The organism is Staphylococcus sp. GW821-FHT11H10 (assembly GCF_058807855.1).
In genome coordinates, this window is record NZ_JBXARC010000016.1 from 41,806 (window position 1) to 48,713 (window position 6,908).

The window sequence follows — 6,908 nt, forward strand, 5'->3', positions numbered from 1 at the left end:
GACACATTGACTCGAAAATATATATCGACAGAGTTATTAATCATATTTACGGCATTAATGATTATTGCCAATTTTTATTACATCTTTTTTGAGAAAATAGGCTACCTATTTGTATTACTTTTAGGATGTATATTAGTTTATGTAGGCTACCTTTACTTTCATAAAGTAAGGGGTCTCTTAGCGTTTTGGATAGGTGCATTGCTTATAGCATTTACTTTATTGTCGAATAAATATACCATCATAATATTATTTGTCTTTCTAGTTATCGTAATCATTAGATATCTCATTTTTAAGTTTAAACCTTTAAAAGTGATTGCTTCAGAAGATGAAGTTACATCACCTCAATTTATTAAACAAAAGTGGTTTGGAGAGCAACGCACACCAGTATATGTTTATAAATGGGAAGATGTACAAATTCAACATGGTGTTGGTGATATACACATCGATATGACAAAAGCTGCAAATATTAAAGAGAATAATACAATAGTAGTAAGACATATTTTAGGGAAAATTCAGTTAGTGGTACCATTGAATTATAATATTAATTTACACATGGCTGCTCTATATGGAAATGCTTATTTAAATGGCCAATCTTATAAAGTTGAAAATAATCATATCCAAGTTGAAGAGAAGCCTAAAGAAGAGAATTATAATGTCAATGTTTATGTTTCAACATTCATAGGAGATGTTGAGGTGATTTACCGATGAACCACTACTTAAGAGCTATCGGTTCAATGCTTATACTAGTTTATAGCATGTTAACCGCGTTCTTATTTATAGATAAAGTATTTGTTAATATTATCTATTTCCAAGGTATGTTTTATACTCAAATTTTTGGGATACCTGTTTTTCTATTTTTAAATTTAGTCATCATTTTACTTTGTATTATAGTAGGTTCAATTCTCGCATATAAAATTAATCAACAAAATCAGTGGATTAAGTCGCAAATTGAGCATGCCATTGAAGGAGAAACAGTAGGTATCAATGATCAAAACATTGAGCTCTATAACGAAACCATAGATCTTTATCAAACATTAGTTCCTCTAAATCAAGAGTTGCACCGTTTACGAATGAAAACGCAAAACTTAACTAATGAAAATTACAATATGAATGATGTCAAAGTTAAGAAAATCATTGAGAATGAACGACAGAGATTAGCTCGCGAGTTACATGACTCTGTAAGTCAACAACTTTTTGCAGCAAGTATGATGTTATCTGCTATAAAAGAAACAAAATTAGAGGCACCGCTTGATCAACAAATACCAGTTTTAGAGAAAATGGTTCAGGAATCTCAACTTGAAATGCGCGCATTATTACTTCATTTGAGACCTTTAGGACTAAAAGATAAATCACTAGGTGAAGGTATCAAAGATTTAGTTATTGATTTGCAAAAGAAAGTGCCTATGAAAGTCATACACGATATTCAAGATTTCAAGGTTCCTAAAGGTATAGAAGATCATTTATTTAGAATTACACAAGAGGCTATATCAAATACGTTAAGACATTCTAATGGAACTAAAGTCACAGTGGAATTATTTAACCAACAAGATTATCTATTACTTCGAATTCAAGATAATGGTAAGGGATTCAATGTTGACGAGAAATTAGAACAAAGTTATGGATTAAAAAATATGAGAGAACGCGCATTAGAAATTGGTGCGACATTCCATATTGTTTCGTTACCGGATTCTGGAACGAGAATAGAAGTTAAAGCACCATTAAATAGGGAGGATGATAATAATGACGATTAAAGTTTTGTTCGTTGATGACCATGAAATGGTTCGAATTGGGATATCAAGTTATCTATCAACACAATCTGACATTGAGATAGTTGGAGAAGGGGAATCTGGTAAAGATGCCATTGCAAAAGCTCATGAATTAAAACCTGATTTAATTCTTATGGATTTATTAATGGATGATATGGATGGCGTTGAAGCAACTACTCAAATCAAAAAAGATTTGCCACATATTAAAGTTGTAATGTTAACTAGTTTTATTGAAGATAAAGAGGTATATAGAGCATTAGATGCTGGTGTAGATAGCTATATTTTAAAAACGACTAGTGCTAGTGATATAGCCGACGCAGTACGCAAAACTTTTAATGGTGAATCCGTATTTGAACCAGAAGTTTTAGTTAAGATGCGTAACAGAATGAAGAAACGTGCAGAATTATATGAAATGCTGACTGAGCGTGAAATGGAAATTTTATTATTAATTGCAAAAGGTTATTCAAATCAAGAAATAGCGAGTGCTTCTCATATTACAATTAAAACCGTTAAAACTCATGTAAGTAATATATTGAGTAAATTAGAAGTACAAGATAGAACACAAGCCGTAATTTATGCATTCCAACATAATTTGATTCAATAAAAAAAGGTTGAGGCAATAAACCGATGCCTCAACCTTTTTTTAATTTAATTAGTCATTAAACACTTATTTTTTATTATCATCGTCATTATTAGTAAATTTATCTTTAATTTTCTCAGTTAATGAAGCATCTTCTTCATGTTTATCTTCAGGATCTTTATCGACTTTATAGTCTTCATCTTTGCCAGTAGCTGTATGTTTATATTCATAAGTAGTATCTTCATTATAGTGGTTTTGGTTATTATCATCATGGTCGAGCGCTGCTTCTTCAGGAGTTTGTCCATTAATGACATGTCTTTGGTGGATGATTGCATTAATTTCAGCACCAATAATAATGATAAAACTTGTTAAATATAACCAAATTAATAAGATAATAATACCTGCGATACTGCCATAAGTCTTAGAGTAGTTTCCAAAATTTGAAATGTAGAAACCAAATGCGAAAGACCCAAGTAACCAGATAACTGATGTAAATATAGCTCCTGGTAATACTGATTTTAGTTTAGTTTTAACGTTTGGAGCTACTGAGTATAGAATTGTAAATAGAATCAAAATAATAATTAATGGTAATACAACTCTTATTAAACTAAAGATCCATTTAACTTGACTATCCAATCCAAGAGGACCGAATAAGAAATGAGCAATAACTGACCCCATAGTAGGTAATGCCATCGCAACTAAAAATACGACGCCTAACACAATTGTGAAAATAACACTTAGTATCTTTAAAAGAATACCATTTCTATTATCTTCAACATCATAAGCTACATTGAATGAATTCATAATTGCAGTCATACCATTTGAAGCTGACCAAATTGCTAAGATTAACCCGATAGAAAGTAAACCGCCACTAGAATTTTTAGTAACATCGCTAATTACACCTTTAATAAGACTCGATGTGTCAGCAGGTGCATTACTTAATAAACCGGTGATTTGGCTTTGGTCTAAGTTAAATAATGGTAACAATGTTAATAGGAAAATTAACATTGGGAACATAGCTAATACAAAATGGTAAGTCATTTGTGCTGCTAAACCTGAAGCGTCATCTTTGCCTATTCGATAAATTAAATAAGAAAGAAAATTAGATTTTTTTGTATACTTAGCTGGTTTGTTTAACCGTGAAACGAAAAAGACTTGATTGTCTTTTTTTGGTTCTTTAGATTGAAATTCTTGAGGCTCTACATATGTACGATCAACATTTATTTTATCTTGGTTCTTCTCTTGCTCGTCTTTAATAGAGTTAAGATACTTCGAGTTTGATTTATTTTCTTTTGACATAACAATCTCCTTTGCTTTAACCACATACATTAATTTAAATAGTAAAATAAGCGGGACAGAAACCTGTTATATAATAAAGATTTCATTGTCCCGCCTTACTATGAGTGAAAAACAAAAATATTTTACTTTTCACTTTCAGTTAGTTTCTATTTTAACTAAAGTTATAAAAAAAGATTTAGCTAAAATAAACAATCAATTATTGACCAATGCGGTTATTCTTACGTTCAACGAAAGTATCTTTAGCATCTTTAATTGATTTTTCTAATTCTGGGTTATTACGACGAATTTCTTCAATTGTATCTTTCCAATATAAAACTTCGTCTTTAATAGAATTGAATTTAGAAGGTTTGCGTGAACGATTACCTTCTTTAACATCTTTTACAGATTGAACTAAAGCGTTACGTGTTGATTTATCAGCTAAAGTAGCAGCACCACCAACAATAGCGCCAATTAAAATACCAGGAATTAATTTGTTTTCCATTTTATTTACCCCTCTTTCAAATTTGCATCTTTGACGATGAAATCAATTAGATTGTCACAAGATGATTGTACCATTTCATATACACCTTCAAAATTATTAGTGTAATAAGGATCTGGCACATCACTCTCTTCCATGTTACTAAATTCGAGCAATTTGAACAATTTTCCTTTTATATTAGGATTGATGTTTTGGATATTATCAACATTGCTTTGATCCATAGCAATAATATAATCAAAATCATCACTTGATTCAAATAACTCACTAATCATACCATCAAAAGGTATATTATGGCGATTAAGAATATCTTGAGTCCCTTCATGGGGAGGTTCTCCAAGGTTCCATTTACCTGTTCCTTTTGAGTAAACGTTAACGCCTGAAATGTTTCTATCTATCAAACGTTGACGCATGATTGCTTCAGCCATAGGAGAGCGACATATGTTTCCTAGACATACAAATGCTACATCTACCATATTCTATTCCCCCTATTTAATCCTATATAAACCATTTTATAGTTATTTTAAAATTTTATAAAGACATAATAATACTATATCCGATAAAAGTTTGTTAAATTATCATACTTTGATAGAATATTGTATTAAAGAGGTGATAACGTGAGTCAAAATAATAATGAAACAATGATTGCAGATATTAGAAAAAAATTAAATATTGTTAATCAAGGTTTGTTAAATCCAGATAAATTTAAAAATGCTAATCAGCAAGATATAGAAGAAATTCATAATTTTGTTATGTCTAAAGATTCTTTTTCACCAAGCGAAGTTACAGCAATTGCTGATGAGTTGGGGAACTTACGTCAAGATTAGGGAGGATGATGATATGACTTCATTAAGTTATAACGAGAAATTACAACAGTATGCAGAATTATTAGTTAAAATAGGTATGAATGTACAACCTAAACAACCTGTTTTTATTAGATCTTCAGTTGATGCCATCGATTTAACACGTTTAATTGTTGAAGAATCATATAAAGCTGGAGCTTCAGACGTAAAAGTAAATTATTCAGATTCTAAATTAAATAGACTTAAATTTGAGTATGAATCAGTAGATTACTTTGAAAATCAGGCAGTTAAATCGTATGAAGTAGATGAACGAATGGATTATGCTAATCGTGGCGCTGCAAATTTAGCTTTACTTAGTGGTGATCCAAACTTGCTAAATGGTATAGACCCTGAAAAACTCAAAGCCAATCAAATAAGTTATAGTCAAGCATTCAAAGGATATATGGAAGGAAGTCAGAAGAATCGATTTCCATGGGTTGTTGCTGCTTTTCCTTCTAAAGATTGGGCTAGACGTGTTTATCCAGATTTAGATGAAGAAATTGCATTAGAAAAGTTTATTGATGAAGTGTTTGATATCGTAAGAATTGATGGGAACGATCCTATTGAAAATTGGAAAAAACATATAGAAAACTTAAGTGTACATGCTAAATTGATGCAAGAAAAAAATTATAAAGCGTTACATTATCAATCCGAAGGAACAGACTTAGTTGTAGGACTTCCTAAAGGACATATTTGGGAAGATGCTACGAGCTATGTTAATGGTAATCAACAAGCTTTTATAGCTAATTTACCAACTGAAGAAGTTTTTACAGCTCCTGATCGTAACAACGTTAATGGATATGTAACAAATAAATTACCATTAAGTTATAATGGTACAATCATTGATGGCTTTACATTAACGTTTAAAGATGGACAAATCGTAGATTTCAAAGCAGACAAAGGCGAAGATATGCTTAGAGATTTGATCAATACTGATGAGGGTTCTAAGCGACTAGGAGAAGTCGCTTTAGTACCTGATGATTCTCCAATTTCAAATCGTAATACTATTTTCTACAACACGTTATTTGATGAAAACGCATCATGTCATTTAGCTATTGGTTCGGCATATGGCTTTAATGTTGAAGGTGGTACTGAAATGACGACTGAAGAAAAAATTGCCAGTGGTCTTAATGATTCAAATGTCCATGTTGACTTCATGATAGGAAGTGCAGATTTAACGATTTATGGAATTAAACAGGATGACACTAAAGAATTAGTGTTTAAAAACGGCAATTGGGCTCAATAAAAATAGAAATTAAAATAAAAGGGGTATAACGCATGTCAAATTCTCAAGGTATTCGTAAATCAATGTCTGAATCAAAAAGTTATAAAGCTAAACAAGTATTTCCTCAAGACACCAATCATCACCACACAATGTTTGGTGGTTCATTGATGGCTAACATAGATGAAATTGCAGCCATTACTGCAATGAAACATGCTAATGCCCAAGTAGTTACAGCATCAACTGATTCTGTAGATTTTTTAAGACCAATTAAAACAGGTGATATTACTTCTTATGAAGCGATGGTTAGTTATGCAGGTACAAGTTCAATGGAAGTTTGTGTTCAAATAATTATTGAGGATGTATTAAATAAAGAAAGACATTTAGCAGCCTTAAGTTTCTTAACTTTTGTTGCATTAGATGATAATGGTAAGCCAGTCCAAGTACCAGATGTCTATCCGGAATCAAAAGTTGAAAAATGGTTCTATGAAAGTGCGCCTAAGCGTGTACAACGTAGAAAAGATAGAAGAGAAGAAAGTAAAAATACGATTGAATTTTTATCAAATGCACAACATATTGAAGAATTATAAATCACGGACAAGTTAAACGTTGTAACTAGTATATTATAATTCTCATAAAACAGAACTAAGAGTCTGGGACATAAACCCTAGAGAAATAGCCAGTAAATGAGTTTTAACAAATTCATTTACTGGCTTCTTTATTT

9 protein-coding genes are annotated in these 6,908 nt (G+C 31.2%); 6 read left to right on the forward strand and 3 right to left on the reverse strand.

From position 1 onward, the window contains the following. Nucleotides 1–6 precede the first annotated feature (6 nt). Genes vraT through vraR form a run of 3 tightly spaced genes read left to right on the forward strand, consistent with a single transcriptional unit; the run spans nt 7 to nt 2,370 of the window. Nucleotides 7–708, forward strand: coding sequence for a cell wall-active antibiotics response protein VraT (vraT, locus tag AC1RRU_RS09205; protein ID WP_011275374.1), 702 nt, complete (start codon nt 7–9; stop codon nt 706–708). Then, nucleotides 705–1,751, forward strand: coding sequence for a sensor histidine kinase VraS (gene vraS / locus AC1RRU_RS09210; protein WP_011275375.1), 1,047 nt, complete (start codon nt 705–707; stop codon nt 1,749–1,751). The genes vraT and vraS overlap by 4 nt, the downstream gene beginning before the upstream one ends. Next, nucleotides 1,741–2,370: a response regulator transcription factor VraR gene (vraR, locus tag AC1RRU_RS09215; RefSeq protein ID WP_011275376.1), complete on the forward strand. Its 630-nt coding sequence runs from the start codon at nt 1,741–1,743 to the stop codon at nt 2,368–2,370. The genes vraS and vraR overlap by 11 nt, the downstream gene beginning before the upstream one ends. A 63-nt stretch (nt 2,371–2,433) precedes the next feature. On the opposite strand, the gene AC1RRU_RS09220 is transcribed toward vraR, so the two are convergent. From AC1RRU_RS09220 to AC1RRU_RS09230, 3 genes are all read right to left on the reverse strand, one after another. Next, entirely contained in the window at nt 2,434–3,645 is a 1,212-nt protein-coding gene (locus tag AC1RRU_RS09220; protein WP_011275377.1) for a YihY/virulence factor BrkB family protein, read from the reverse strand. A 196-nt stretch (nt 3,646–3,841) separates the two neighbouring features. Then, a complete protein-coding gene (locus tag AC1RRU_RS09225; RefSeq protein WP_011275378.1) occupies nt 3,842–4,126 on the reverse strand; it encodes a YtxH domain-containing protein in 285 nt (94 codons plus the stop codon). A 5-nt stretch (nt 4,127–4,131) separates the two neighbouring features. Continuing rightward, nucleotides 4,132–4,596: a low molecular weight protein-tyrosine-phosphatase gene (locus AC1RRU_RS09230; RefSeq protein WP_011275379.1), complete on the reverse strand. Its 465-nt coding sequence runs from the start codon at nt 4,594–4,596 to the stop codon at nt 4,132–4,134. A gap of 141 nt (nt 4,597–4,737) precedes the next feature. On the opposite strand from AC1RRU_RS09230, the gene AC1RRU_RS09235 reads away from it, so the two are divergent. Genes AC1RRU_RS09235 through AC1RRU_RS09245 form a run of 3 tightly spaced genes read left to right on the forward strand, consistent with a single transcriptional unit; the run spans nt 4,738 to nt 6,774 of the window. Then, complete coding sequence (locus tag AC1RRU_RS09235) at nt 4,738–4,947, forward strand: DUF1128 domain-containing protein (protein ID WP_011275380.1); 210 nt, start codon at nt 4,738–4,740, stop codon at nt 4,945–4,947. 13 nt (nt 4,948–4,960) lie between these two features. Then, on the forward strand, nt 4,961–6,208 hold the full coding sequence (locus AC1RRU_RS09240) for an aminopeptidase (RefSeq protein ID WP_011275381.1): 1,248 nt from the start codon (nt 4,961–4,963) through the stop codon (nt 6,206–6,208). A gap of 32 nt (nt 6,209–6,240) precedes the next feature. Beyond that, nucleotides 6,241–6,774, forward strand: a complete 534-nt coding sequence (locus AC1RRU_RS09245) for an acyl-CoA thioesterase (RefSeq protein ID WP_011275382.1) — start codon at nt 6,241–6,243, stop codon at nt 6,772–6,774. The last annotated feature ends 134 nt before the right edge of the window (nt 6,775–6,908 follow it).